This window comes from Desulfitobacterium nosdiversum, assembly GCF_049860565.1.
Classification (GTDB): domain Bacteria; phylum Bacillota; class Desulfitobacteriia; order Desulfitobacteriales; family Desulfitobacteriaceae; genus Desulfitobacterium_A; species Desulfitobacterium_A nosdiversum.
This window is the reverse complement of sequence record NZ_CP172056.1, coordinates 4,201,706-4,228,162: the sequence shown is the minus strand read 5'-3', so window position 1 is coordinate 4,228,162 and position 26,457 is coordinate 4,201,706. Positions and strand designations below refer to the sequence as shown.

25 protein-coding genes are annotated in these 26,457 nt (G+C 41.4%); 18 read left to right on the top strand and 7 right to left on the bottom strand.

Annotated elements, in window-relative coordinates; translation table 11 throughout:
• Positions 1-188: 188 nt before the first annotated feature.
• Positions 189-1,340: a hypothetical protein gene (locus ACHOLT_RS20575; protein WP_425804629.1), complete on the top strand. Its 1,152-nt coding sequence runs from the start codon at positions 189-191 to the stop codon at positions 1,338-1,340.
• 473 nt (positions 1,341-1,813) lie between these two features.
• On the opposite strand, the gene ACHOLT_RS20570 is transcribed toward ACHOLT_RS20575, so the two are convergent.
• The gene (locus ACHOLT_RS20570; protein WP_425804627.1) at positions 1,814-2,224 is read right to left on the bottom strand and encodes a winged helix-turn-helix transcriptional regulator; all 411 of its coding nucleotides are present in this window, start codon (positions 2,222-2,224) and stop codon (positions 1,814-1,816) included.
• Positions 2,225-2,355: 131 nt separating this feature from the next.
• Here ACHOLT_RS20570 and ACHOLT_RS20565 point away from each other — a divergent pair, with 131 nt between their 5' ends.
• Positions 2,356-2,757, top strand: coding sequence for a pyridoxamine 5'-phosphate oxidase family protein (locus ACHOLT_RS20565; protein ID WP_425804624.1), 402 nt, complete (start codon positions 2,356-2,358; stop codon positions 2,755-2,757).
• A 215-nt stretch (positions 2,758-2,972) separates the two neighbouring features.
• On the opposite strand, the gene ACHOLT_RS20560 is transcribed toward ACHOLT_RS20565, so the two are convergent.
• Positions 2,973-3,716 (bottom strand): MBL fold metallo-hydrolase, encoded by a 744-nt coding sequence (locus ACHOLT_RS20560; protein WP_425804621.1) that lies wholly within the window; start codon positions 3,714-3,716, stop codon positions 2,973-2,975.
• 188 nt (positions 3,717-3,904) lie between these two features.
• Here ACHOLT_RS20560 and ACHOLT_RS20555 point away from each other — a divergent pair, with 188 nt between their 5' ends.
• The 13 genes from ACHOLT_RS20555 to ACHOLT_RS20495 all read left to right on the top strand — a co-directional run bounded on the left by ACHOLT_RS20555 (position 3,905) and on the right by ACHOLT_RS20495 (position 18,633).
• Entirely contained in the window at positions 3,905-4,033 is a 129-nt protein-coding gene (locus ACHOLT_RS20555) for a hypothetical protein (RefSeq protein WP_425804618.1), read from the top strand.
• An 849-nt stretch (positions 4,034-4,882) separates the two neighbouring features.
• Positions 4,883-4,969: a K(+)-transporting ATPase subunit F gene (kdpF, locus tag ACHOLT_RS20550; protein ID WP_425808200.1), complete on the top strand. Its 87-nt coding sequence runs from the start codon at positions 4,883-4,885 to the stop codon at positions 4,967-4,969.
• 69 nt (positions 4,970-5,038) lie between these two features.
• Complete coding sequence (gene kdpA, locus ACHOLT_RS20545; protein ID WP_425804615.1) at positions 5,039-6,736, top strand: potassium-transporting ATPase subunit KdpA; 1,698 nt, start codon at positions 5,039-5,041, stop codon at positions 6,734-6,736.
• A gap of 28 nt (positions 6,737-6,764) precedes the next feature.
• Positions 6,765-8,822 (top strand): potassium-transporting ATPase subunit KdpB, encoded by a 2,058-nt coding sequence (gene kdpB / locus ACHOLT_RS20540; protein WP_425804612.1) that lies wholly within the window; start codon positions 6,765-6,767, stop codon positions 8,820-8,822.
• Between the two features lie 28 nt (positions 8,823-8,850).
• The gene (gene kdpC / locus ACHOLT_RS20535; protein ID WP_425804609.1) at positions 8,851-9,429 is read left to right on the top strand and encodes a potassium-transporting ATPase subunit KdpC; all 579 of its coding nucleotides are present in this window, start codon (positions 8,851-8,853) and stop codon (positions 9,427-9,429) included.
• Positions 9,430-9,499: 70 nt separating this feature from the next.
• Positions 9,500-12,202, top strand: a complete 2,703-nt coding sequence (locus ACHOLT_RS20530) for an ATP-binding protein (protein ID WP_425804606.1) — start codon at positions 9,500-9,502, stop codon at positions 12,200-12,202.
• A gap of 1 nt (position 12,203) precedes the next feature.
• Positions 12,204-12,887: a response regulator gene (locus ACHOLT_RS20525; protein ID WP_425804603.1), complete on the top strand. Its 684-nt coding sequence runs from the start codon at positions 12,204-12,206 to the stop codon at positions 12,885-12,887.
• A 417-nt stretch (positions 12,888-13,304) separates the two neighbouring features.
• Positions 13,305-13,955 carry a TorD/DmsD family molecular chaperone gene (locus ACHOLT_RS20520; protein ID WP_425804600.1) on the top strand — a complete coding sequence of 217 codons (651 nt, stop codon included), beginning with the start codon at positions 13,305-13,307 and terminating at the stop codon, positions 13,953-13,955.
• A gap of 11 nt (positions 13,956-13,966) precedes the next feature.
• Positions 13,967-16,162, top strand: coding sequence for a molybdopterin-dependent oxidoreductase (locus ACHOLT_RS20515; protein ID WP_425804597.1), 2,196 nt, complete (start codon positions 13,967-13,969; stop codon positions 16,160-16,162).
• Positions 16,163-16,174: 12 nt separating this feature from the next.
• Entirely contained in the window at positions 16,175-16,741 is a 567-nt protein-coding gene (locus ACHOLT_RS20510; RefSeq protein ID WP_425804594.1) for a 4Fe-4S dicluster domain-containing protein, read from the top strand.
• 3 nt (positions 16,742-16,744) lie between these two features.
• Positions 16,745-17,572 carry a dimethyl sulfoxide reductase anchor subunit family protein gene (locus tag ACHOLT_RS20505; RefSeq protein WP_425804591.1) on the top strand — a complete coding sequence of 276 codons (828 nt, stop codon included), beginning with the start codon at positions 16,745-16,747 and terminating at the stop codon, positions 17,570-17,572.
• A 392-nt stretch (positions 17,573-17,964) separates the two neighbouring features.
• Positions 17,965-18,105 (top strand): hypothetical protein, encoded by a 141-nt coding sequence (locus ACHOLT_RS20500; protein ID WP_425804588.1) that lies wholly within the window; start codon positions 17,965-17,967, stop codon positions 18,103-18,105.
• Positions 18,106-18,429: 324 nt separating this feature from the next.
• Positions 18,430-18,633, top strand: coding sequence for a hypothetical protein (locus ACHOLT_RS20495; RefSeq protein ID WP_425802487.1), 204 nt, complete (start codon positions 18,430-18,432; stop codon positions 18,631-18,633).
• A gap of 381 nt (positions 18,634-19,014) precedes the next feature.
• On the opposite strand, the gene ACHOLT_RS20490 is transcribed toward ACHOLT_RS20495, so the two are convergent.
• Together ACHOLT_RS20490 and ACHOLT_RS20485 are read right to left on the bottom strand one after the other, a co-directional pair.
• Complete coding sequence (locus tag ACHOLT_RS20490; RefSeq protein ID WP_425804585.1) at positions 19,015-19,947, bottom strand: IS3 family transposase; 933 nt, start codon at positions 19,945-19,947, stop codon at positions 19,015-19,017.
• On the bottom strand, positions 19,896-20,360 hold the full coding sequence (locus tag ACHOLT_RS20485) for an HTH domain-containing protein (RefSeq protein ID WP_425802494.1): 465 nt from the start codon (positions 20,358-20,360) through the stop codon (positions 19,896-19,898). Before ACHOLT_RS20485 ends, ACHOLT_RS20490 begins: the two co-directional genes overlap by 52 nt.
• A 203-nt stretch (positions 20,361-20,563) precedes the next feature.
• On the opposite strand from ACHOLT_RS20485, the gene ACHOLT_RS20480 reads away from it, so the two are divergent.
• Both ACHOLT_RS20480 and ACHOLT_RS20475 read left to right on the top strand, forming a co-directional pair.
• Positions 20,564-22,606 carry a molybdopterin-dependent oxidoreductase gene (locus ACHOLT_RS20480; RefSeq protein WP_425804582.1) on the top strand — a complete coding sequence of 681 codons (2,043 nt, stop codon included), beginning with the start codon at positions 20,564-20,566 and terminating at the stop codon, positions 22,604-22,606.
• Positions 22,607-22,624: 18 nt separating this feature from the next.
• Positions 22,625-23,176 (top strand): 4Fe-4S dicluster domain-containing protein, encoded by a 552-nt coding sequence (locus ACHOLT_RS20475; RefSeq protein ID WP_425804579.1) that lies wholly within the window; start codon positions 22,625-22,627, stop codon positions 23,174-23,176.
• 191 nt (positions 23,177-23,367) lie between these two features.
• Here the strand turns inward: ACHOLT_RS20475 and ACHOLT_RS20470 are convergent, their stop codons facing one another.
• Entirely contained in the window at positions 23,368-24,444 is a 1,077-nt protein-coding gene (locus ACHOLT_RS20470; RefSeq protein ID WP_425804576.1) for a glycosyltransferase, read from the bottom strand.
• A 54-nt stretch (positions 24,445-24,498) separates the two neighbouring features.
• Complete coding sequence (locus ACHOLT_RS20465) at positions 24,499-24,690, bottom strand: phosphodiester glycosidase family protein (RefSeq protein ID WP_425804573.1); 192 nt, start codon at positions 24,688-24,690, stop codon at positions 24,499-24,501.
• Between the two features lie 228 nt (positions 24,691-24,918).
• On the opposite strand from ACHOLT_RS20465, the gene ACHOLT_RS20460 reads away from it, so the two are divergent.
• On the top strand, positions 24,919-25,554 hold the full coding sequence (locus ACHOLT_RS20460) for an FMN-dependent NADH-azoreductase (RefSeq protein ID WP_425804570.1): 636 nt from the start codon (positions 24,919-24,921) through the stop codon (positions 25,552-25,554).
• A gap of 85 nt (positions 25,555-25,639) precedes the next feature.
• Here ACHOLT_RS20460 and ACHOLT_RS20455 read toward each other — a convergent pair whose 3' ends face one another.
• Entirely contained in the window at positions 25,640-26,449 is an 810-nt protein-coding gene (locus tag ACHOLT_RS20455; RefSeq protein ID WP_425804567.1) for a GDSL-type esterase/lipase family protein, read from the bottom strand.
• Between the last annotated feature and the right edge of the window lie 8 nt (positions 26,450-26,457).

Genomic DNA, 26,457 nt, shown 5'->3' with positions numbered 1-26,457 from the left:
TTTATGGAATAAAGCGTAAGGTTATTGGTAATGACGAAAATCAAATTGCGGTTGATTCTTGACGGAGAATCATGAAGTGACAATGTATGAACCAATGCTCCGCAGGAATAACGATAATGTGCTAAATCACTTTTGACATTCTTAATTTGGCAATAAGGTAATGAGATACTTATAAGGAGGTCTTGTAAATGAAACTAAAGACTCTCTTGGTAATCTTACTGCCAGCGTTAGTTCTGATGATCGGCATTGGTTTGCTTTCGTTAAATGGCCTATCAAAATCCTCTACTGAAATAAACTCAGCAAAGATGGCAACTAATTCATTACCAACATCTACCCCTGTAAAGCAGGAACCTTTTACGATCAGGCCCTTGCTAATTGGTTCAGGGGATGAAGCAACTATCTTAGGAGGATGGCAAAATCAAAACGAGTATCGAATCTATGTGGTTAACGGTAACGAAAAATATCTTGTGGGCAAGGCTGGTTTTAATGGTAACGTGATGTGGAATGGGGTAGTTGAGAAGACACAGAAAACACTTGACGGTGAAGAAGTAATTCTTCCCCAAGACATTTACCATTTTGCTATTGAGACAGATTCAAACCACTGGGAAGGTGGACAAATCAATTTAAAAACTGACTCAGTACCTATCCCACCAGATGCTGAAATTAGAATGACAGCAGTCACGCTAGTACAGGTGGGTATTGATCTTTTATCCCTTCGTTTAAACAGGTACAAAGACAAAACAGTAACTGGTTCCCTTCAACTGAAAGACTACAAAATTGATCCAAACGATGTCCACCTAATAAGTGGAGAATTCTCGCCTCTTGTATTTCAAATAAGGTACTCAGTTCTTCCGGCTATATCAAACTCAGATTGGAATATGCATCCGCCTTCCCAAGATGGTTGGGTTAGTGACGAGACGTATATAACTGTTATAGCCGATAATGGTCAATTTAAGATAAACGGGGTATCGGAATATCCGCCACCTCAAGCTCAAACAGAAATGTTTACTCCTTCTATCAACTCTGACTTGACTGACCCAGTCTCTATTGCAAAAGAATTGATGGGAGCTTACTTCAAACATTATACCGCAGATGGCATCCCTGAAGACCAAAGGCTTCTGTCGTTTAAATTGAACCAAATTCGTGTTATAAGCCAAAGTGCGGACGGATTCATGTTTTCCCTAGACTACACAGTCCAGGGAACAAGTGAGAGAACAAGCTGGCATGCTGGCAATGGAGTAGGCAAAGGAAACGGATTAGTAGAAGGCAAGGTTTGGTTTGTAAGAGTTGTAAAGAAAGGCAACACCTATAAAATGATAGGTGCTGGAACTTCACCTTAACCCATCAATGAGGGCATATTATGCGAATTAAGGAATTCATAAAAGGCCCGTGATGACTAATCTACAAAAAGACGGCGACCAAACTTTGAACAGTTATGGTCCCGTCTTTCTAAGTGGCATTATTAACCTAATACAGATTGTGATTTTGACTTTTGCACCTCAGAATGGAACCCCTTAGTCTTTGGATTAAGGGGTTCAGTTTTGAAGTGGAAATTTGATTTTAGCACCCGTTTTAGCAGAAAATTAACATGAAATTAGCATCAACTTAAAGCCTGAAACCCTGCAAATAGATGGCCTATCTTAAAAATCACAGATTTTTAACATCGCTTTAGCGAATTTTAGCAGTAGAATTATTTATTTCTTCGGAAAGAAATTGCTACTAGGATTTGCTGATAGAGCTTTTAATTTGTAGCATATTGTGCACCACTACAGGGTAATTAAGGGGGAATGTATGATTATTGAAAACAGAAGTTTTAAGTATCTAATTTAATTTCACCTGTTTTAAGCATTTCATGGCATTTACTACATGGAAATTTATTAGTTATACATATATCCACATTACAACTGGATGTTTCTTTAATATAGCCTACACCCCACTCCATAATTTGAGTCATTATTGGAATAAAACTTACACCAATCTTTGTTAAAGAATACTCTACCTTTGGAGGCACTTCTCTATAGACCTTCCTATTAATAAGTTTATCATGTTCAAGTTCTCTTAACTGTTGGGTGAGTACGCAACGTGAAATTGAGGGCATAAGTTTTTGAAGTTCGTTAAATCGCCTTGTTTTCCGATGGAGAATCCATAAAATTGATAACTTCCATTTTCCCATCAGTATTCTTTGAGTTGCTGTTACAGGACATAAAGCAGTTTTATCATCCAATTAAATCTTATCCTTTCCCAATAGTATGTTATATATGACTATGTAATATAAATGTGCGTACTTGTTATATGCAACATATCACTATACTATTTTATCTGTAAGTAAATAAAAAAATCAAGGAGGTACATAAAATGGAAGATGTATTAAAACTTTTAAAAGAAAGCCAATATGGTTTCCTTGCAACAGTAAGTAATGGAAAGCCTAAAGTAAGGCCCTTTGGATTTATGTTTGAGGAGGAGGGCAAACTTTATTTCTGTACAAACAGTAAGAAGGATGTCTACAAACAATTAATTTCTTTACCATATATTGAGTATACAGTTACATCAAAGGATATGGTGACAGTAAGAATAAGTGGAGAAGTAATATTCTGTGAAGACATCGACAAAAAGGAAAAAGTGCTAAATACATACGAATCTATAAAGAGTGGCTACAAGTCGGCAGGCAATCCTATCTTTAAGGTGTTTTATATTGAACATGGTACTGCAACTATTTCAGATTTTTTAGGTCAACTACCCAAGAAAATAGAGTTTTAGGATAAATGATGGTACTAAAATAGTTAAATGATAAAACTACGTTTACATTGAATCTGAGAGCTACACAAAAGGTAAATGGGCAGCTCTTTTCATAACATGAATTATTAGACGCCAGAAATAAAATAAAGGTAAAAAAACATATTGCTAGTTGAATACTAATAATGAACATTAGTAGAATTATGTACAGTAAGGATTGTTACACGATTGACTATTAATTAATCTTTTTTTGCAACAAAGCCACTCAACCAAGCCATGTTGGTTTTGTGATACTCTGCGTATTCTCCTGACTCGAATTCTGTAGTATCACCAAGCAAAACCTTTTTCACATAATCCAAATTATGCCGAATCAAGTTTTTATCTTCGCATCCAGTATGTCCACCAATGATGATCTCGGTATCTAGATTCAGGTAACCCTCCAAAGTATTAATATATTGATTGAGATTCTTTGACATGAGATAGGGGATAGGACGTTCTAGGTTGTCACCAGCAAATAGAACCTTATCATGCAGATCCAACACGGATATCTCGTCCTCAGTGTGACCAGGGGTATGGTACATCAAAACGCTATCCTCTTCAAAACAAATTTTGTCAGTAAAGGTCAAGTTAGGATAAGTCAAAATAATCTGGCCTCGCTTATAAGCCTTATGCTTTTCCAGTTCTTCTAACCCATCTTTTCTCATATTTTCCTTGCACCGCGTATGAGAAATGATAAGGGAGGAAGTGTATAAACTATTGCCCCACACGTGATCCCAATGACTGTGGCTGTTTACGATAATCAACGGCTTACCACTATACAGTTCCTCAATGTATTGATTAACTGGCTTCATAATATCTGGTCCGAGATAGGTATCTATTATGTAGACATGCTGTTCAGTATGGATCACATAGACATTGGTGGGAATACCTAAATCATGAAAAGTAAAGAGAGTTCCCCTACTGCCGACATTTTTAATCTCCATGTTTTTCTCCTCCAATGATCTTATTAAAATAAGCCGAATTGTAACAAGTGTTTTATTGATTAAGCTCCTCATTCTTTTTTTAGATCTTCGAACTGCTAAGTGCCTATCTTATCTTTGAACAGGGGTATTTCACTTTGTTTCTTTATGTCCTATAAATGTTGCAATTACAATGATACAGCATTCTACCAATGTTGTCTCTGCTCCTCCATGATAAAGATGCGCTAAACCTAAAACCTTATCAGATAGAAGCAATTAAGGCCGCTGAACAGGCTGTCATCGATGGACATGAAGATGCGGTCAAGTTTATAGAGGGATAATAAACATAAAGATAAATTACTTCGCTATCTTTTTATTATATGAAGTAAGAAATCACAGATAGACTGTTCCTAATAATATGAAAATAGCCGTGATTTGAACGTTCAAATCGCGGCTATTTTCTTGCTAAAAACTTGCGATTATATATGCGATTTTAAATTTTCAACTCCAAAATGAAACCCCTTAGTTATATTACAGGCTCTTTTTTTATGTATACCACGTAGTAAGTTAGCAGGGTGAAATCCAATCCTACATTACAGTTCTATTCTGGCTCGAAGCTAATATCAATTTGTTCTGTTGAGTTAAAGATAGCGATCTTGAGATGATAAGTATGGTTATGAAAAAAACACTTTGGTTTTCTTTTTTAAATTAGGGTTTAGCTTTTACTAGAAATTTACTTGATATTTATGAATTTAAGATTATCTTCGGTAACGATTTCTTACGGATCAAAGGACTATAATTACGCTAAATTCAAGAGATTATCACTGGAGGGGGATGTGGACAAATATTCTAAGCGGCTTGGATAAATACTAAAGCTGAAAGGAGATTCAACGGTGAACAATGTTGAAGAATTTTTAATTTTGGTTTTCTTGTCTTTTCTTTTCCTTACTGTTTCCGAACGAGTAAGGTTCAGCACTGGTAAGGAAATGTTAATAGACAAATTAATAAGGTTTCTTGAAGAAATTCATCGGCGGACTGCTCCTAAAATTTTTACATTTTTTTTACGATAAAGAAGCAATTATTTACGCCTTTTTTATAACAAAATGAACTATTATATAGATCACAAAAAGGGATAAAATTTATAGATTTTAGCAATTAGGGCATTATTAAACTATTAAGGAGGAATAACGATGATAGACTTAATTTTAGGCGGAATTGTTACAATGGGTCTTCTGGTTTATTTAAGTTACGCTCTTATTAATGCCGAAAACATTTAGGCAATTATTATATTTTATCAAACGGGTAAATTGGAATAACCTATTTCTATTAAAATGGAGGATCACCTGATGAGAACGATGGATATTTTGCAAATACTTCTTTATGTTCTAATTCTGACAGGCTTAGCTGTTCCTTTAGGTCGATATATGGCCAAAGTATTTAGCGGCGAAAAAACATGGGTTGACCCGCTTTTTCGACCCATCGAAAAACTAATTTATCGCTTAACAGGTACAGATGAACAGACTGAGATGGGATGGAAACACTATGCCGGATCTCTCCTTATTTTTAACCTATGCGGTATGATATTTCTTTTTTTACTTCAATTATTACAAGGGTATTTGCCTTTAAATCCACAGGGCTTTGGAGCTGTTTCTCCTGATTTGGCCTTTAATACTGCCGCTAGTTTTATTACGAATACAAACTGGCAAGCCTATGCCGGCGAATCTACGATGAGCTATCTTGTACAAATGGCAGGCCTAACCGTACAAAACTTTGTTTCTGCAGCAACAGGTATAGCTGTTGTAATCGCACTTACCAGGGGTTTGGCACGAAAAACTTCCTCAACCATTGGTAACTTCTGGGTTGATTTAACTCGCTCTATAGTATGGATATTGCTCCCCTTATCCATTATTGGGGCACTTATTTTAACACAACAAGGAGCAATACAAAATCTTAGTTCATATTTGCATCTCGCTACATTAGATGGGGGTAAACAAACAATTGCGATGGGGCCGGTAGCTTCTCAAGAGGCCATTAAAATGATAGGAACAAATGGCGGAGGTTTCTTCAACGCAAACTCGGCTCATCCCTTCGAGAACCCTACACCGTTAACTAACTTTTTGCAAATGCTATTTATCTTGCTTATTCCGGCTGCATTACCTTTTACCTTTGGAAGAATGGTCGGTAATCTCAAACAGGGAAGAGTAATCTTTGCGACCATGCTCGGCTTATTCCTCATTTTTGTAGGGGTTACGTATTCCAGCGAAATCTTTGGAAATCCCAATGTCACAGCATTAGGGATCAGTGGTTCATCAGCTATGGAAGGAAAAGAAGTACGTTTTGGTATCGCTAATTCGGCATTGTTTGCCACGATAACGACAGCGGCTTCCTGCGGAGCAGTTAACGCAATGCATGATAGTTTAACGCCGCTTGGCGGTATGATTCCCATGTTACAAATGATGTTAGGTGAGGTTGTTTTCGGCGGAGTCGGTTCAGGGCTCTACGGTATGTTAATTTTCGTGATATTAACGGTCTTTATTGTAGGTCTAATGGTTGGCCGTACACCGGAATATTTGGGTAAAAAGATTGAATCCCGGGAAATGAAAATGGCGACTATTGTAATACTTGCTCCGGCAACTACCATCCTAGTTGGAAGTGCAATTGCGAGTGTCATTAAAGCAGGGACATCGTCCATTTTAAATCCTGGTCCGCATGGTTTAAGCGAGATCATTTATGCTTTTACGTCTGCAGCGGCAAACAATGGCAGTGCCTTTGCAGGTTTAAATGCGAATACACCCTTCTATAACATTGCAATCGGCATTGCTATCCTGATTGGACGGTTCGGTATCATTCTTCCTGCCCTTGCTATTGCAGGCAGTATGGTTAAGAAAAAAGCTGTTCCCGAAGGGCCGGGGACGTTTCAGACGACAGGTATTCTTTTTGGCGGTTTACTTGCGGGTATTGTGATTATTGTAAGTGCTCTGACCTTTTTTCCAGCACTTGCATTAGGCCCAATTGTTGAACATTTAATCATGATCGGAAGATAATTTTGTTAGTAATTTGGAGGGCAATAACATGCAAGAAAATGTTAGCCACGAAGATAAGAAAGCTTCCCCTGGGAGTTTTACTTCCGCAATGCTCATGGAAGCGATAAAAGATGCGTTCAAAAAGCTAAACCCATCCATTATGTGGCGCAATCCTGTTATGTTTGTCGTAGAAACAGTAGCCGTATTAAGTACTTTTTTTGTACTGCGAGATTTGTTTATTCATGCTCAGACCTTGTCATTTAATGCTCAAATTGCAATTTGGCTATGGATCACTGTTATCTTTGCTAATTTTGCTGAAGCCGTAGCCGAGGGCAGAGGAAAAGCACAAGCCTCTGCTTTAAGAAAAACGAGGAGTGAAACTTTAGCGAAAAAGCTTGATGGGGATAAAACCGTGAAAGTTCCTGCACCGGACCTGCGCAAAGGGGACGTTGTTTTGGTTGAGGCAGGAGATGTTATTCCGGGTGATGGAGAAGTTGTTGAAGGAATTGCATCCGTTGATGAAAGCGCTGTCACAGGAGAATCAGCACCTGTAATACGTGAATCGGGTGGGGATCGAAGCTCTGTTACTGGTGGAACTAAAGTTTTATCCGACTGGATCAAAGTACAAATAACAGCGAATCCGGGGGAAACCTTCCTGGACCGGATGATTCATTTAGTTGAAGGGGCTAAAAGACAAAAAACACCCAACGAAATTGCCTTAACCATTTTGCTTTTAGGGTTAACGATTATTTTCCTGCTCGCTGTTGCTACTCTTGAACCTTACGCGATATATTCCGGGACAATTGTTGCAGTACCTGTACTTGCTGCACTGTTGGTCTGCCTTATCCCAACAACGATTGGCGGATTGCTCAGTGCGATTGGTATCGCGGGAATGGATCGCTTATTGAAACGCAATGTTCTTGCAATGTCTGGGCGGGCAGTGGAAGCTGCCGGAGATGTCAATGTCCTGCTTCTGGATAAGACGGGTACCATTACCTTGGGTAATCGGATGGCCGCCGAATTTATTCCCGCACCAGGAATAGCCCCTGAAAGACTGGCAGATGCAGCTCAAATATCCTCTCTTGCAGATGAAACCCCGGAAGGACGAAGTATCGTTATCTTAGCGAAAGAAAAGTATAATTTAAGAGAACGTGATATTAATAGTCTGCATGCAACATTCATACCGTTTAGTGCTCAAACAAGAATGAGCGGGGTTAACCTAGAGGGACGGGAGATTCGTAAAGGGTCAACGGATGCGATTGAGAAATATATTCGAGAACAAGGTGGGATCATGCAGCCTGATGTAATCGCTGCAGTGGAGGATATTGCTAAAAAAGGGGGTACACCTTTAGTTGTCGCTGAGGGAGCTCAGGCATTGGGTGTAATTTATCTTAAAGATGTAGTCAAAGGCGGTATTAAAGAACGTTTTGCCCAACTCCGTAAAATGGGTATTAAAACGGTCATGATTACGGGGGATAACCCGTTAACGGCTGCTGCCATTGCTGCAGAAGCAGGAGTGGATGACTTCTTGGCTGAGGCTACACCAGAAGCAAAGCTTAAGCTCATTAGGGAATACCAAGAAAAAGGTCATCTTGTAGCCATGACGGGCGATGGAACCAACGATGCACCGGCGCTTGCTCAGGCAGATGTAGGCGTTGCTATGAATAGCGGAACTCAGGCTGCTAAGGAAGCAGGGAATATGGTTGACTTAGATAGCAACCCGACAAAACTTATTGAGGTTGTAGAGATCGGCAAACAACTTTTAATGACGCGTGGATCATTAACGACGTTTAGCATCGCCAATGATGTCGCTAAATACTTTGCTATTATTCCTGCCTTATTCTTTGCCACCTATCCGCAATTAAAAATATTAAATATTATGCACCTGGCTACTCCGCAAAGTGCCATCCTCTCGGCGGTTATTTTTAACGCATTGATTATCGTCGCTTTGGTACCGCTTGCTTTACGCGGAGTGAAGTACCAACCGCTAGGTGCAAATATTATCCTAAGAAAAAATCTCTTGTTTTATGGTTTAGGCGGATTAATTGTTCCGTTTATCGGAATAAAACTGATTGACTTCATTATTTCTGCATTAGGCTGGGCATAAGGGATTAACTGAAAGGAAGAATGATGAAATGCTTAAGCATTGGACCAGAGGAATCCTAATGTTTGTTGTGATGACATTGTTAACGGGATTAGCTTATCCCTTAGTCGTAACGGGTTTAGCACAGCTGATCTTCCCTGCCCAAGCGAATGGGTCTTTGATTTATAAGGATGGTCAAGCCGTAGGTTCTCAATTAATTGGGCAGAACTTTAATGATCCTCGGTACTTCCAGTCTCGGCCTTCAGCCGCAGGACAAGAGGGTTATAATGCAGCAGCGTCGGGAGGTTCTAATTTGGGCCCAACCAATCAAGATTTATTAAAGAGTATAGCTGAGCGTGCCGATAATATACGTAAACAAAATGGGCTCAATAAAGACCAAGAGGTTCCATCGGATTTGGTTACTGCTTCGGGTAGTGGTTTAGACCCCGATATAACGCCTGAAGCTGCCATGCTTCAGCTTCCGAGGATAGCTAAAATGAGAAATCTGCCTGTTGAAAAGGTTAGAAGTCTTATACAGCAGGATACAACAACACAGCAATTTGGAATATTGGGCGAGCCTAGAGTTAATGTCTTACGACTGAACCTTGATCTCGATAGCTTAACAAAATAGTTTCTAAAGTCAAGCAGACGGAGAATGTCATTCATCTGCTTGCTTTTGCTTTGTTTAAGGAGAGAATGAAATGAACGAAGAAAGACGTGCTAATCCGGATGAACTTTTAGCGGATATCCAGGATGAGGCTAAGGGCAAACTCACAGTATTCTTAGGCGCAGCTGCAGGTGTCGGAAAAACGTATGCTATGCTTGAAACCGCTAGGGAAAGACTTTCCGAGGGAATTAACCTTTTAGCAGGGTGGGTTGAACCGCATGTCCGACCCGAAACAATGGCTTTATTAGAGGGAATTCCGAAGGTTGACCCCAAAGACACCGAATATCACGGCAGGATCTTAAAAGAGATGGACCTCGATGAAATATTAGTGAGACATCCAGAAATTGTTTTAGTTGATGAACTTGCTCATACGAACGTGCCCGGTTCACGCCATCTCAAACGTTATCAGGATGTTGAAGAAATCTTAGCTGCTGGTATTAACGTTTATACAACAGTCAATATCCAGCATATTGAAAGTTTTAATGATATCGTTGCGAAGATAACAGGTGTTAGGGTACGCGAAACGATTCCCGATGCTTTTATAGAAAATGCCAGAATCCAGCTTATCGATATTCCAACAGAGGCGCTTATTCAGCGTCTGGAAGAAGGAAAGATCTATGTTCCCAATCAAGCCAAACATGCGTTAGACAAGTTCTTCAGGCTTGGGAATATTAATGCCTTAAGAGAATTATCCATGCGTTTTGCTGCACAGAGGGTCGACCGGCAGATGGAATCCTATATGCGGGTACACGGCATTGCAGGTCCATGGCCGGCGAGCGAGCGCGTGATGGTTTGCATCAGTGCCAGCCCCTTTGGGGAGCAGCTGATTCGAATGGGTAAACGTATAGCCGAAGGAATGAAAGCCGAACTTCTTGTTGTGTACATTGAAACCCCTTCGAATTTGCTAAAAACTGAAAAACAAAAAGATCAGCTTACAAAAAGCTTGCATTTAGCCGAAGAATTAGATGGGGAGATTATATCATTAAGTGGAAATGATATCGTTGAGGAGCTTCTTGAGGTTGCACAGAAACGGAATGTAACCCAGATCATCATCGGTAAATCCGGCAAGCTTAGCCTTCGGGAACGTTTTTCAGGATCGATTGTTGAAAGGGTACTTAGACAAAGCCAAAATATAAGTGTTCATGTTATTCCGGGAAATATTCAAAAAACTAAACAAGGTATTGAATCGAAGAAAATTCCAGTTGGAAAAGCGAATGCAAATATGGTTATTCTTTATATTACAACTTTTGCTTTACTTGCAATGATTACACTTATTGCATGGGAGTGGCGGTCTGATTTAGGTCTTGTGAATATCGCGATGCTTTATTTGCTTCCAGTGCTTTTAAGTGCCGGGCGTTACGGTAAAAGAGCAGGTGTAATTACATCTTTATTAGCTATTATTGCCTATGATTTTTTTACAGTTCCGCCTGTTCTAACCTTTACCGTGGCGGATTTAAGGTATCTCATTAGTTTTACTATGTTTATACTGGTTGGGCTTTATCTGGGTAATCTATCAACTCGGTTAAGAATACAACTTATTAATTCTCGTAAACGTGAATCACAAACAGCATCCCTTTATTCCTTAAGCCGTGAAATTACTGCTGTCTCAGATTTGGATACTGTGCTGGAAAGCGTTGTTAAAAAAGTTTCTGATATAATTAAAGGTCAGGTTGTAATCTTAGTTCCCGAAAAAAAAGGGCAGTTAGCTTTGCGCGCTTGCTCAAACTCCGAAGTTATTTTTGAAGAAAATGAAAGAGCTGTTGCAACATGGGTTTTTGAAAATAATCAAAGTGCAGGAAAAGGTACAGATACATTGGGAGGGGCTGAAGGATTTTATTTACCGTTAGTTTCGGAACAGGGTATTTGCGGCGTATTAGGTGTACAGTTAAAAAGTACAGAGAGGTATCTGCTGCCTGAAAAAAGGCGTTTAGTCGATGCTTTTGCCAGTTTAACAGCGTTGGCTATAACCAGAATATCGTTGGTTGAAACGGCGCGAGAGGCCCAGCTCTTAAACGAGTCAGAAAAACTGCGGACGGCACTGCTTAACTCTATATCTCATGATTTAAGAACTCCGCTGGCAACAATGATCGGGGCTGTAACAAGTCTTTTAGAAGATGATCAACTCTTCGATGAAACCTCAAGAAAAGAATTGCTCCAAACAATTAAAATTGGCGCTATGCGAATGAACCGGTTAGTCAATAATTTACTCGATATGGCCCGCTTGGAAAGTGATATGCTTAAGTTAAACAAGGAATGGTGTGAACTTGATGAAATTGTTAAAAAAGCCATTAAACATTTTGACGACGGCTTTTTCGATAAAAGAGATATAGTTTGCAAAAGTTCGAAGAAACATTTGTTGGTTAACGTAGACTTTATATTGATTAAGCAAGTTCTTATTAATTTATTGGATAATGCCATAAAATATTCAAAGCCGGATAGCCAAGTTCTTATTACCGTTAGGAATAACGAAAAGCAAGTCGAGGTTTCAGTTCGTGACTGGGGGACACAGATCCCAACAGAAGATTTAGAACATATTTTTGATAAATTTTACCGAGTTCGTTCACCTCGACAGATTAGCGGTACAGGACTAGGACTGGCGATTTCAAAAGGAATCGTCGAACTTCACGGCGGAACAATTCATGCTGAAAATAGCAGTGTAAGTGAAGGGGTTACCATTTCTTTTACAATACCATTAGCTGAAAAACCTACAGGTATACCTGCAGAAATGGGAGATTAACATGAATGAGAAGGGTAAACGAATTCTTGTTATTGATGACGAGCCTCAAATTCAGCGACTTTTAAAGGTTTCGTTGTCTGTACATGGGTACGAGCTCAATGAGGCAAGTAATGCGCAAGATGGTCTCAGCATGATTGCACAATTTAACCCCGATTTAATTATTTTGGATTTAGGACTTCCTGATTCAGATGGAATTGATGTTCTAACGACGTTAAGAAAATCTACAAAAATTCCAGTTATAGTGCTTACTGCTCGTGAACATGAAAACGATAAAATATTAGCTTTTGATTTAGGAGCAGACGATTATGTGACCAAGCCATTTGGAATGGGAGAACTTATTGCGCGAATTCGTAACGCTCTAAGGCATCGCAACGATGCATATGATGAGGAGATTTTGCGATTTGGGAATATAACAATTGATCCAGGGAATCGGGAAGTAAGAGTTGATGGAAATCAGGTTAAATTAACACCAATAGAGTATCAATTACTAACCTTGTTAGCCCAAAATAAAGGAAAAATAGTGACACATCATCAGCTGCTTAACACGATTTGGGGACCTTATGCAGATTCTAATAGCCATTATTTAAGGATATATATTGGGCAATTAAGGAAAAAGCTAGAACAAGATCCTTCAGAACCTATTCACATAATTAATGAACCGGGAGTAGGATATAGGTTAGTATGAGTGATTGTATGATTAAGGGTGGCTCCGGAAATCTAAAATGCAGTTTCTATAATGCTGCGTATTATTCTTATATTGCGCTACAAACTTTTTTGAGAGCCAGCTTCTAGTAGCTTAAATACCAATAGTTTTCTTTAAAAAACAGCCGATTTTAGCGATGCTAGAAATCGGCTGTTTTTGTGTCAAAATATTGCGATTGAGCATGTTGAGAATCTGCTAAAATCCTGCTATTTGGGCGCGATTATTATTTTTTTACTCCAAAAGTGAACCTCTTAGTCGTTGGATTGAGGGGTTTTGTATTTTCTTTCAAAAGAAGCCGTTTTTTTTCATTTATCTCTACAAAGGAGGAAATCCTGAAAAACCGAATTAGTTATACGCATGAAAGTGATTTATAGTACAAAATCAAAAGGAGGTGTTGTCATGGGACAAAGTGCCGAATTAAAATCGCTCGAACAACTGAGGAGTACAATCGGTTTTCTTTTAGGGTTAAGTCAATTTTTTGCAAAAGGGGGAGAGGAGCTCGCACAAACGTTAGATCCTTTATCACATGCCATTTCATCCTTTGCTGAAACACATGAGCTAAATCATCTGTTAGTCGATGGACAAAATATAGCCAGGTTTACAAAGTACGATTTCAGTGAGTTTGAGTCCATGAAATATGAATTTAATCGTCTATTCGTAGGTCCCGCTTCCCCAAAAGCTCCTCCTTATGAATCAGTTTATCTTTCTCCTGATCGATTGGTCATGCAAGAACAAACCTTAGCTGTACGAAAAATGTATAACCGTGAACAATTGGCATCATCAGGACAGGGGCATGAACCCGATGACTTTATCGGTACGGAGCTCGAATTTATGGCTTATCTTCTTTCAAGAGCAATGAGGGCGATGCAGCACGATAAATTGGCGCAATCATCCTATTACCTTGATCTTTACGAGGAGTTCTGCAATAAACACACTCGTCTTTGGTGGAAACTTTTTGCTCAAGCAATCAATCAAGCGGCGACGCATCCGGTTTTTCTCGCGGTCAGCAGAGCGCTTCTATCCGTAAACCAGCTCAATTTTAAATTGTAAGGAGGTATATTATGAAATTATCACGTCGTCAATTTTTAGGCGGAGCGGCAGCGACAGCTGTAGGTGCAGCATTATTTGATTTTAATCTGTTAACACCTTCTGTTGCAGCAGCGGACAAAGCTCCTGGAGAAGTCAAAACGTTTCGTAACGTATGCCCGCGCAACTGTTACGACACCTGTGCCCAAATTTCCTATGTCCAAGATGGGATTATGAAAAAGGTAGAGGGCGATCCTAAACAAACGTATACCAACGGAAAGCTCTGCCTCAAAGGGTATACCTACACTCGCCGGGTTTACAGCCCTGACCGCGTCAAATATCCGATGAAACAAACCCCCCGCGGTTCAGGAAATTGGACGCGCATCAGCTGGGACGAGGCCATGGATACGATTGCGAAAAAGATCCTTGATCTTAAAAAGCGTTACGGCTCAACGCTTCCTATTTGCTTGGACAAATATTCGGGGAACTTTGGAATTACGCACTATGGGATTGAAGGGATGATGTCCAGTCTGGGTTATACCACGCGTGCCCTCGGAACTCCTTGCTGGCCCGCAGGAATCGACGCTCAGACCTACGATTTTGGAACGCTTTACAGTAATGATCCGGAGGATATGGTGAATGCCAAATATCTGATTTTATGGGGGCAAAATGCAGCGTGGACCTCAATTCACAGTTTCCCGTTCATCAATAAGGCCAGAGAAAACGGGGCCAAACTTGTTGTGATTGATCCCATCTTAACGTCTACAGCCTCCAAAGCCGATCTCTATCTGCAAATTAAATCGAGCACAGACGGTGCGTTAGCCTTAGGCATGGCTCGTTATATTCTCGATAACAATTGGGTGGATTGGGATTATGCCCGAGCTAATAGTGTAGGTTTTGATGAATGGGTGGACTACCTTAAAAAGAATATTACGCTTGACTGGGCGAGTGAAAAAACGGGAATTCCCAAAGAGATTATTATGGAAATCGCCCGCGAGTATGCAACGACAAAGCCGGCCTCGATGTGGGTGGGATATGGCATGCAGCGGCATATCAATGGCGGGCAAAACGTTCGGATCATTGATGCGCTTGGGGTCATGACTGGAAATGTGGGCAAATCCGGAGGAGGAGTAAATTACGGCCATCTTGAAACCTGGGGGTTTGCCTATAATGCAATGACTAATCCGGCGCCTAAGGGTTCCAAAGGATTTATCGGCAAGGATGGCAAAGAGGGCGACCGCAACATTAACATGAACAACTTCGCTCATGATGTTCTTGCCCAAAATGATCCGCCCGTAAAAATGCTCTGGCTGGCCTGCCGCAACCCAGGTTCTCAAGATCCGGATACCCATGCTATTGAAAAGATGTTTTCCGAAATGGAGTTTGTTGTGACTGTCGATTCTTTCTTCAATAAGACGGTCGAATTATCGGATATCGTTCTTCCTGCAACAACGCATTTTGAAGACTGGGATGTTATGGCCAGTTATTGGCACTACTGGGTAGGAATCAATCAACGGGCCATCGATCCGATGTATGAGTCAAAAAGTGATGTTGAGATCGCCATGCTGCTTTCTCAAAAAATGAATGCACTTGAACCCGGTTCCTGTACTTTCCCGACTGCGGGAAGTCCGGAAGAGTGGTTAGCTAAGGAATTCAATCCGGCAATGTACAGCTTCCTCGGAATCAGTGATTATAAAGAATTGATCAATGCTCCTCGCAAAGCCAAAATGCCGGCTGCTTCTTGGTCTGACGGCAAGTTCCGTACACCTTCAAAAAAGATTGAGATTCACAGTGAATTAGCCCAAAAGAATGGGCTGCCCGCCTTGCCTATTTGGGTAGAAGATATGAAGACTCCAGAAAAGTATCCTATCCGTTTCATGACGCCTCATCCGCAACACGCCCTGCACTCCCAATTCCAGAATCTTGATTGGATGATGACAGCCAACCCTGAACCTAAAGTTGAGATTCACCCTGTACTTGCCGCTAAATACGGAATTTCCGAGGGCGATAAGGTCAAGATTTTCAATGATTTAGGGACCCTGACCCTCAAGGCTCATTTGACCCGTACGACCTCACCTGATGTTATTGTTGCTTATGAGTCCTGGTATAAGGGATCGAATTTTAATGTCAACTATACCTTGAAGGCGACTCCCAGTGATATGGGCAAGCAGGCCACGGGGAATGACGGTGTAGCCTTCCATGATAATTTTGTCATGATTGAGAAAGCTTAAGGGGGGATCTGAATGAGTAAACAGTTGGGTTTCTTGCATAACTCTGAAAAATGCGTGGGCTGCCGCGGGTGCGAAATGGCCTGCAAAAATGAATATCAGATCGATGTAACACCGCGTTGGCGTCAGGTTTTTCAACTCCGTGAAGAGGACTTTTCTCTTCCGACCCGAATGTTTTTTTCCATGGGCTGTAATCATTGTGCCCATCCAGAGTGTCTGAGGGTCTGCCCGGTGGAAGCGTATACAAAACGGGAGGACGGAATCGTTATTCAAAATCATGACCGCTGTATTGGCTGTCAGATGTGTGTGATGGCCTGTCCGTATGACCGTCCTCAGTTTAATCCCATCCAAAAGAAGGCTGAGAAATGCAATCTATGCTACCAACGAATTGACCAAGGTCAGAAACCGGCCTGCGTAGCTGCGTGTATCACCGGTGCTTTAGAACTTGTTGAAATTAATGATGCTCTAGATCAAAGAGTCGGAGTCCTTAAAACGTTACCCGGTCTTCCGAGTCCCAAGATCACCGAACCATCCATTCGTTTTATTGGCCCTAAACAAGGCAAGCAGATTAGGAGGGATTAAGAGATGGGAAGTTTGGAATGGCCTTTAGTCTTATTTACCGTTTTGAGTCAAATTTCGGTAGGTATCATTCTCGTTCTTTTCTGGTTAGATCAACATGAACTGAAGGAATCACTTTTCAAAAGAGGTGTCCTCGTCTCCGGAACTTTCCTGGTTGCGGCTTTGCTTGCCTCTCTGTTTCATCTCGGACATCCGGAAGCAGCTTACCGGGCGATTACGCATCTGAGCTCCTCTTGGTTAAGCCGAGAAATTGTCATGTTCCTGCTTACGTTTGCAGGCTGGCTCTTCCTCTTGTGGATCGTTTACCATCCCGGCAGCAACAGACGAACGCCTTTGCTCATAACTTCAATACTTGGTCTATTGGGAACCTTAAGCAGTGCGATGATTTACGTTCTTCCACGTGTCCCGGCCTGGAATAATGCGGCGCCCCTTGTATTTTTCTTTATTACTGCAGTTTTAATGGGACCGCTCGTTACAGCCATTCTCGGCTATAAAGAGATTGCTCAGGCTCAGCGAAAGAGTTTGCTGCACTGGTCCATTGGTTGTTTGCTTGCGAGCATTGTTTTGTTTGTGCTTTATGCTTCCTTTATTCAAGTGAATAACGAAGGCGCTGCTACTGTTCAGGCCTATCTTTCAAGCCCGTTTTTCTGGATTCGTGTTGTCATCGGGTGGCTTGTTCCATTGCTCTTTCTTGTCTCTCCTCTTAAAACGAAAAAAGCCTTATCTCCCAATCTTCTGTTGATGGTCGTTGTTTTTACAGGATTTGGAGAACTTATTGGCCGATCTCTTTTCTATTTTGCTGCAGCAGGCATTCATATTACAGCTTTGTTTTAAACCAATTTCTGACTCTTAGAATTCTGCCCTTCCTTTTTTCGAGGCCGTTGCTCACGAACTGAATAGTTCGTGAGCAATGGCCTCTTTCTCATACTTAAAATAAAACCTGCGGTCGAACTCAAAATCGGTTATTTTGTTGTTACTCTGTATCTTAATTTAGCCAAGCGGTGCAACTCTTATATACCATATTGTGGCAATTATTCGTGACCAAGCATAGTATGTATTATCTCTAACAAAGGAGGAATTCAGATGGCATTTGGTGGTGTTGACGGAGTTTGTACCCCTCGTTTCTTACCAGGTATTGCTATCGTAGTGGTAATCATTCTTCTGCTTATCGCATTAGGAATCGTATTCTAATCTTTTCTAAAAAATATTTTTAAGGAGGTAATGATATGTTCGGAATGGGCTTTGGCATGGGCGGTTTTGGTGGTGCATGTTGTCCATCAGTTGCTCCTGTTGCAGGTGTTGGCGTTGGTGTCGGGATTATCGCAATTGCTATCTTGATCCTCATCGCATTAGGCGTAATCTTCTAAACTAAGAAAAAGAAAGGAATAAAAGCTTATGTTTGGACGTTTTAGAGGCTTTGGATTTTTTCCGTTTTTTAATCCATTCTTTTTCCCATTTTTCTCCCCGTTTTTCTTTTTCCGTCGTCGGAGGTTTTAACAGTTCAAGGGGCCGTTGCCAAACTTCGTGTAAAGTGCCCCCCATGTCAAGGACAATTTAAAAAAAGGGCCTATAAAATCTCTGTGAAACTGCTTAAATGGGTTTTACGGAGGAGATATGCAAGCAAACGCTGGCAGTTATATCACTTCGATATGACTGCCAGCGTTAAATATATCCGCATATCTATAAACATTATGAAAGCTACTGTAAAAAGATTTCGCTCATCAAAGCAAAACTTCAAAAAAGAATACGAGCAGTTAGAAGACTTTTTCGAACAGCTCCGCAGTGATTACTGGTCAGTGAAGAGTTCTCTGGATGAAGCAAATAAAAAAATAGAGTTATTAGAATCACTGTGTCGCATACATGGCATCTCTATTCCGGAAGAAATACCGTTTTGATCTTAATATACCGATGCGAAAGAGCCGTCGTTCCGGAATACAGTGAGCCGCTTGTATGGAAAAATTGAGCCATAGTTCCGGAGACATAGAGCCTTGGTAAATCTATTGAGAAGACATTGCTTAACAGCCTGCTTTATGACTCAAAATAAGACTTGATATGGGGGCGGCGGATGCTACCCTAGATTAAAGGGATGGGGCTTACCCCAAAGGAATACATCATTTGAGCCACAGCCCTCGACCCATTGAAGCATCCGTCGTAGGGTCCCATGTCAAGTCTACCCCAGAGTGGTTTCGCTGTTTCCGAATACTGGCTTCGTAAAACGGAACGGTGGCTCTCACTCGCTGGAACAATCGCTCATAGTGCCCTGTATTAAATCCGATCTACACATGAATAGGATAATTTCCAGTCCGGAGATATTTTTCGTACTGGTTTGGTGACAGCTTGGCTAAATCCCATTGGTAGCGATCATTGTTGTAGTAATCCATATAGTCTTCAATAATGACCGTTAATTCTTCGAATGTATTGCAGCCTTCCAGGTGGATTTCATCTTTCATATGGCCAAAGAAGGACTCCTGAGGCGCGTTGTCCCAACAATTCCCTCGCCTTGACATAGACTGACGCAGTTCTTTGTCCTTGAGCAAGGCCTGGAATGATATGCTGGTATAATGGCAGCCCTGATCTGAATGGATAATGGTTTCCTTGTTCAAAGAAATTCCGTGTTCTTGGATCAGATGATTGACCGTTTCTAATACAAAGTCCACTTCCAAAGAGTTGCTAACTACATATGCCAACACCTGCTTGGTGCAGGCATCTAAAATTGTTGAGAGATACGCTTTCTGGCTGTTGCGGTAGAACATGTAAGTAATATCTGTTAAAAGTATGGCCCTTGGGCCGTGTTCCTCGAACTCACGGTTAACAAGATTATCGGCTACATTGCTGGTTCTCAAAGCTTTTGCCATACGTCGGTATGGATTTGCTTTCCGAATCGTGCATTTCAGTCCAAACTTTTTCATCAGCCGCGAGATTTTCTTTCGGTTCATACGGATTCCCTGGTGCAGCAGTCGCATGTAGATACCTCGGACTCCTTTGTCATAACCGCGGAACTGGTAAGCCGCCAGAATCACCTCAAAGTCTTTCTTGTCCTGTTCATATTGTGCAGTTCTCACATCTGCAGCCTTCAGCCAACGGTAGTATCCGGAACGGGAAACGCCGGCATATTTGCACAGCCATGTTATGTTCAAAAAGTTATTATCCCGTCGGGTCATTTTTTGGATGATCTTGTATTTTTCTGCTGGCGCCGCTTGGCTTCCCATTGTGCCTTCTTTTCTAAAAAGTTGATTTTTTTTAGAAATTCATTCTCTTGTTTTAAATACTGAACCTGATGCTCTAAGCGAGATATTTTCTCCTCGGACGTCAGGTCTTTTGTTCTTGGACGACCAGTACTATCTTTACGCCGGTCATGAAAATCTTCGTTGTGCGCCTCGTACTTACTAACATTTCCAACAAAACGGTCAATCCGCTTTTTCCCCAACACACGAGGATCAAAACCCATCCCTCGTAAAATAGCAGAAGGCATATTTCCAGCCTTATATTCACGATAGAATCGTTCTTTAAAGTCAACCGAATATGTAATCGATGTTTCACTTACCTTGACTACATATGGATTCTGCCGCAGCATTGCCTGCTGTTCCTCTGTAAAACGATTTGTTCCCATCTTTTCATCCACTCCACATAGTCAGCATAACAAAAAATGCCCCTGTAAAACAGAGTCATAAAAAGTTCGGCATGATGCCTCTTTTTTGCTGTCCATTTTACAGGGTACATTTTAGTGAGCAATGGCCCCTTATTTATATTTCCAGTAAAAACTCCTATAATATTAATAAGAAACTTGTTTAATAATATTAAAGTATTTACGTAAGGGAGATATAAATGGAGAAAACCCATCACAATATTTGTCCCCGTAATTGTTATGATACGTGCAGTATCATCAGTACGACACGTAATGGAAAACTGATTTCTGTTGAAGGAAATCCGTTTCATGAATATACCCGGGGCAAATTATGCCCCAAAGCATTAGAAGATGTGAAGCGGGTTTACAGCCCGCGAAGGATACGTTACCCAATGCGTCAAAGAGAGCGTTACAGTGGGTACTGGGAACGGATTTCTTGGGATGGTGCTTTAAATATAATTGCCGAAACGATTTTAAAACTGAAGGAAAAGTACGGAACAACCTTGCCGGTGGCTTTGGACAAGTATTCAGGAAACTTCGGCCTTCTGCATTATGCGACAGACGCCCTCTTTACGGGACTAGGTTCTACGACACGGGCCATAGGATCCCCGTGCTGGTCTGCAGGAGTTGATGCTCAAACGTATGACTTTGGGACATTTTTTTGTTCAGATCCGCTTGATATGAGCCGTTCCAAACTCATTTGGCTTTGGGGTGTGAACCCCGCCTGGACTGCGCCCCATCAAATGCCGATTATTTTTGACGCTATGGACAATGGGACAAAAGTCGTCTGCTTTGACACGTATTTTAGTGCAACGGCTGCCCGAGTTCATCGCTTTATCCAAGTTCGTCCGGGCACCGACGGCCTTCTGGCGTTAGGATTTGCCAAGATTATTGTTGAGGAAAAGCTTGTTGATCCTGAGCTCGCGTCCTATTCTTTAGGTCATCAAGAATTTATCGATTATCTTCAAGCAAAGGTGGATCTTAGAGACTGTTCGGCGATTACCGGAGTTCCGATAGAAACCCTTCGAGAGTTGGCGCTTGAATACGGGAAAACTCATCCCGCTTGTATCTGGGTCGGGTTCGGACTGCAGCGCTATATCAATGGCGGACAAACTCTGCGTTCGATTGATGCGCTTGGGGCTTTAGCCGGGCATATCGGCGAATCAGGCGGCGGGGTTCAATACGGACAATTCGAGACCTATCAATATTCCGGCAAAGTTACTTCTTATTTTTATGATCAACCCGCTCCTCACGACCGCTTGCTGAATATCAATAATTTTGCCGAGCAGGCCCTTGAGTGTACAGACCCTCTCGTTAAAATGCTCTGGCTTGCCGGGAGAAATCCTTTATCTCAGGACGGCAACCTCCATCTTTGGAAAACGCTCTTGAAACAACTCGATTTGATCATGATCTGTGACCTTTTTCCTTCCCAATCTTCTCAGGCTGCGGATCTTTTTCTGCCCATTACCACACAGTATGAACATTGGGATTTGAATTCAAGTTATTGGCACTATTGGGTCGGTGTTAATGAACCCGCAATTGCCCCTGTTGGAGAAGCGCGTTCCGATCTTCAAATCGCCTGGGATATCTCCGCCCGTTTGAACCAAATCTCGCCGGGAAGCTGTAAATTTCCTACGGCAGGGGATGAAAAGGAAACGCTGCTCAACCTGCTTGGGCCGACGAATATACTCAATATATTAGGCTTGAAAAAACCTGAAGATATTTTCGAAGGGCCGCTTCGTGCCCGTTTTTCTTTGACAGCATGGGAGGATCGGAAGTTTAAAACCCCCTCCGGCCGCTTTGAATTTTATTCTGAAAGCGCAGAGAAGGCAGGATTTCCTGCTTTGCCGATCTATCGTCCCTCCTTAGAATCCTCTGCGGAATTTCCGCTGCGTCTTATAACCCCCCATCACCTGACCTGCATAAACTCTCAGCCCTATGCCTTAGATCATTTGCAGGACCATTTTACAGTTCACCTTTCCCCGGAAGTAGCTAAGCGATATGAACTTAAAGAGGAAGATAAGATTAGAATGGGCAATAGGTTTGGTGCCATAGAGGGGATTGTCGCTATTGAAAACGGCCTTCCGGATGAAGTGGTTTTTATATATCAGGAACAAATTAAGTCTGATGTTTCGCTTAACCGGCTTATGGGGACTCCTCGAACGGATATGGGGCATCAAACCCAGGGCGCACCGGGTTTTGCGCTGAATGAAACCTTCGTCAACCTGCGGAAAATAAACTAAAAGGAGGTCGGGTAATTATTGGCTAAGCAGCTCGGATTTGTCCTTGATTCGAATCGCTGTCTAGGCTGTGGTGCTTGCATCAAAGCCTGCCAGATTAATCACTCCTTGCCTTCCGCTTTAAGTTGGCGAAATCTTCGTCAGGTTGAAGAAGCAGACTCAAAGCATATACGGAGGTTCTTCTTATCCACATCGTGTAATCATTGCGCCAATCCGGAATGTTTAAGGGTTTGCCCCTCTGGGGCATATTTCAAGCGTCGTGACGGAATAGTCCTTCATAACCCTGAAAAGTGCACAGGATGCAAGTCTTGTATTGTTTCATGCCCATTTGGCGCACCGCAATTTAACCCCGTGACGCGTAAAGCAAGCAAATGCGAACTCTGTTACGAGCGAATTGACCAAGGAAAATTACCGTATTGTGTTCAGGCGTGTCTTACCGGAGCGCTGCAGCTTCAAGAAATTCATCAGATCGAGGATAATAAGCTTCTTCGGCTAATAGCTCCCAAGCCCAGCCTTCGCCTTACCCGTCCCTCTGTCTTTTATAAACCTCCCAGAGAAACTGAATTAAAATAAAAAAACTCTCGGGTTTTGTAGATTATTACAAAAATCGAGAGTTTTTTTTGTTCATTTTTACAAAAGACATTAATTCAAGGTTATTAAACGATGATCTTATTAATTACATTATAGATTAAATTCAAAAACATTCAAGAAAATTGTTTATTGAGTTTGAGTTTGTTTAATTAAGTTCATATACTCCTTATTTATTATTCTCTTAAAGTCGGAGAACTTAATAAAACGCATCTTTTAATAGAGCTTTGCCATTGCTTATGCTTAAATACGAAGGTCTTTTGAACGACATAACTCAAGAGGAATAAAATAAATTCGGTAAGAACTTTCGCATAAAAGACGGGGATAGCCAAGCGGAGATTGATGAAGCGAATCAGCTCATAATTTAAGGCCATAATGATAAGGACCAGCGAAAAGTATTTTGGCAGCGAATTTTGAGAGTTATAAGACTGATTGCCTTTGGCAAAAACAAAAGACCGATTTACCGAATAATTAAAAGCTGAGCTGCATGCTCTCGCACTGATTACAGAAAGAAGAAGGCTAAGCTGAAGATATTGGAAGATCATTAACAGGGAAAAATCGAGGATCCCTGACACCAGTGAGGATGCACTGAATTTAAGCAGGGGAATATAAACCTTGGCAGAATCGACAAACGTTCGAAAATGTGAAGAGTGGTTTTCGTGGTAAACGGTATTGATATCGACCTGGCTAAAAGAGTAGCCTTCCTTGTCAGCGTCCAGGAGAATATTCATCTCATATTCAAAGCGTTCTCCCGGAACTTCGCACAGCCAGTCGAGCATATCTGATGAATAACCGCGCAATCCTGTCTGAGTATCATAAATCCGATGACCCGTAGCAAGGGTGTAGACCATTCGGGTGACTGAATTCCCAAAACGGCTGCGCAGGGGAACATTGCCGGTAAAATGTCGGCATCCAAGGACGATATAACCTTTTAACTCTTCAATCCTTTGAGCGATTTTAAGGATATCCTGGGGCAAATGTTGGCCGTCACTATCGGCACAGACCACACCTTCACTTTTGCCTGTTTCCTTAACGTATTGAAATCCTGTCTTCAAGGCGCGGCCTTTGCCTTGATTGGTTTCATGGGTTAACACTGTGCATCCATAACCTTGGACAGCCTTGAAAATTCCACGATAAGCTTCCCCGCTGCCATCGTCCACGACAACGATCTTAAAATTACAGGCCGCCTTAATTTTCTCAATCAATGTTAATAATCGGGTATCCGGTTCATAGGCAGGAATCAGTATCGTCATTTCTTCGACCTCCCAATTATTTTTTATAGCTTACTTTCTTTGATCACCTAATCATCATCCGTTGATATACAAAATATCGCTGATGGAACGTTCTTCTTGTTTACTGAGGGGGTTGTTTACGACTCGGCCGATAAAATACATTGTTGAGGAACCGCGTCCATCGAGATTGTAGGCTTCAGTACAGCCTAGATCAGCGAATACCTTGGCAAATTCGGAGAGCGTTATTCCTTTGGTGGTTATCGCCATTTTTATTCCTCCTCAATTACCATTGGTTCCTTAACCTAAAACTACCGGAGTTCTTGAGTTTAAGTATATCGGTGCTTCCTGAGATACAACTGATGGTTAGCTGATAATTTGCTGAAAAATAAAAACTTATGTATGGCTTTAGTTTGAGAAGAGAACAATACACTTTGGAAATCTAGTGGATTAAAAGAAATTTTTAAACTATAGAATTTAAGTCAAGGAGGATCAAAGATGAGTATAGTCTTATACATTACGGCTAACCCAAAAGCAGTAGAGGATTCATACAGTTTGTCGGTTGGTGACGCGTTTCTAAAAGAATATCAACAGATAAATCTTAGGGACCAGATCCTTAAGCTTGACCTTTACCAACTTGAAATTCCATATATTGATCTGGATGTTTTTAATGGATGGGGAAAGCTTCAGCAAGGTCGAGATTTTAAGCAATTGACGACAGAAGAACAAAATAAAGTGGGGCGTATTAACGATTTATGCGATCAATTTGTTAACGCGGACAAATATGTTTTTGTAACTCCAATGTGGAACTTGAGCATTCCGCCGAAAATGAAAGCCTATTTAGATACGATTTGTATAGCGGGAAGAACCTTTAAATATACGGAGTCAGGCCCTGTAGGTTTGCTTACCCATAAAAAGGCTCTGCACATACAATCCAGAGGCGGTGTTTATTCAGAGGGGCCGACTCGAGATTTTGAATTTGGAGATAAATATATCCGGGCATTGCTTACCTTCCTCGGAATTCCGTCAATTGAATCGATTATTATTGAGGGGACGGCTCAAGATCCTACCCAGGCAGAAGCGATTAAATCAAAGGCTCTTCAAAGGGGTGTTCAGGTGGCTAAAGAATTCTGATTAAAATGAATACCTAAAACTAAAAAGGCATGCCTTCATAGGCATGCCTAAATTAATTTCATCTTATTGTGAAGCGGATTTTTACCTAAGATCCGGAGATGATCGGTCCAACGGATTGACTGATCCGGTTAGAGATCGCTTGATAACCCGAAGCATTCGGGTGCAGGTCGTCTTGGGCGATATAACGGCCGATGTTATATTTGATGAGATCATAAGTCGGGATAAAAAGGGCTTTGCCGTCGCTTTCAATCAGCTGTTGGCTCTTATAGTTCCATTCCTCTAAAAAGCCTTGGGCTTCAGAGCCAGTTAATTTTTCGTAAGGGTTATAAAGTCCGAGAAAAACAATCTCGGCCTTCGAGTTGGCGTTTCGTAAGAGCTGGAGGGACTGTTTTAGATTGTTCATATAACTGTCCCGTTTTTCCTGAAAGGCATCTTGTTGTGCCAGTCCATTCAGCGTAAGGATACTTCGGAGGTCATTGCCGCCGATAGAGATAAGGATTAGATCGGAGTCAGCGACGGATTGATCCCATTTTTTGCTTTGGAGCTGTTGAAGTAAACCGGAGCTTTCCAGACCGTCGATTCCTAAATTATTGATGTAAATTTGTTTTGAGGTGCTGTTTTTAAAAGAATCCGTGAGATTGCCGGTAAACCCTTTATTCTTCTCGTCTCCTGTTCCCTTAGCAATCGAATCTCCGATGATGAGTACATTTAACGTGTTGGACTTCTTGGCTGAGGCTTGAGCAGGAACCGCTTCAGCGGAAGAGGAGGCTAAGGCTGATGTCGATTGAGAATTATGGGGAGCTGTCGCACGGAGCGCCTGATAGAAGCCCACGGATAGGACGATAATGCCCAGGAAAGCCAAAGAAAGGAAAGTATAGGTCAATGTTTTTTTCATAAAGGTCA